Genomic DNA, 1,629 nt, shown 5'->3' with positions numbered 1-1,629 from the left:
CAGCACTTACACACCCGACCTATCAACGTTGTAGTCTTCAACAACCCTTTAGAGACCTTAAAGGTCTAGGGATGACTCATCTTGAGGCTCGCTTCCCGCTTAGATGCTTTCAGCGGTTATCGATTCCGAACTTAGCTACCGGGCAATGCGTCTGGCGACACAACCCGAACACCAGCGGTTCGTCCACTCCGGTCCTCTCGTACTAGGAGCAGCCCCTCTCAATCATCCAACGCCCACGGCAGATAGGGACCGAACTGTCTCACGACGTTCTAAACCCAGCTCGCGTACCACTTTAAATGGCGAACAGCCATACCCTTGGGACCGACTTCAGCCCCAGGATGTGATGAGCCGACATCGAGGTGCCAAACACCGCCGTCGATATGAACTCTTGGGCGGTATCAGCCTGTTATCCCCGGAGTACCTTTTATCCGTTGAGCGATGGCCCTTCCATTCAGAACCACCGGATCACTATGACCTGCTTTCGCACCTGCTCGAATTGTCATTCTCGCAGTCAAGCGGGCTTATGCCATTGCACTAACCTCACGATGTCCGACCGTGATTAGCCCACCTTCGTGCTCCTCCGTTACTCTTTGGGAGGAGACCGCCCCAGTCAAACTACCCACCAGGCACTGTCCGTAACCCCGATAAGGGGCCAACGTTAGAACATCAAGCATACAAGGGTGGTATTTCAAGATTGACTCCACAACCACTGGCGCGGTTGCTTCAACGTCTCCCACCTATCCTACACATGTAGGGTCAATGTTCAGTGCCAAGCTATAGTAAAGGTTCACGGGGTCTTTCCGTCTAGCCGCGGGGACGCAGCATCTTCACTGCGATTTCAATTTCACTGAGTCTCGGGTGGAGACAGCGTGGCCATCATTACGCCATTCGTGCAGGTCGGAACTTACCCGACAAGGAATTTCGCTACCTTAGGACCGTTATAGTTACGGCCGCCGTTTACCGGGGCTTCGATCAAGAGCTTCGACCGAAGTCTAACCCCATCAATTAACCTTCCGGCACCGGGCAGGCGTCACACCGTATACGTCATCTTTCGATTTTGCACAGTGCTGTGTTTTTAATAAACAGTTGCAGCCACCTGGTATCTGCGACTCCCGGCAGCTTAGAGAGCAAGTCTCATCACCGCTAGGAGCGTACCTTCTCCCGAAGTTACGGTACCATTTTGCCTAGTTCCTTCACCCGAGTTCTCTCAAGCGCCTTGGTATTCTCTACCTGATCACCTGTGTCGGTTTGGGGTACGATTTCTTATAATCTGAAGCTTAGAAGCTTTTCCCGGAAGCATGGCATCAATGACTTCGTCACCGTAGTGACTCGACATCGTATCTCAGCCTTAAGATGGTCCGGATTTGCCTAAACCATCAGCCTACATACTTGGACCTGGACAACCGTCGCCAGGCTCACCTAGCCTTCTCCGTCCCTCCATCGCAATTATAAGAAGTACGGGAATATTAACCCGTTTCCCATCGACTACGCCTTTCGGCCTCGCCTTAGGGGTCGACTTACCCTGCCCCGATTAACGTTGGACAGGAACCCTTGATCTTCCGGCGAGGGAGTTTTTCACTCCCTTTATCGTTACTCATGTCAGCATTCGCACTTCTGATACCTCCAGCA

Annotated in this window: 1 rRNA gene; it reads right to left on the bottom strand. The window is 52.5% G+C overall.

The annotated features are described in order from the left end of the window. A 23S ribosomal RNA gene (locus C9J41_RS21555) occupies positions 1-1,629 on the bottom strand; the annotation flags it as partial.

The sequence above is a fragment of the Photobacterium sp. GB-50 genome (assembly GCF_003026755.1).
In the GTDB taxonomy this organism is placed as follows: Bacteria; Pseudomonadota; Gammaproteobacteria; order Enterobacterales; family Vibrionaceae; genus Photobacterium.
This window is presented reverse-complemented; position numbering and strand designations above follow the sequence as displayed.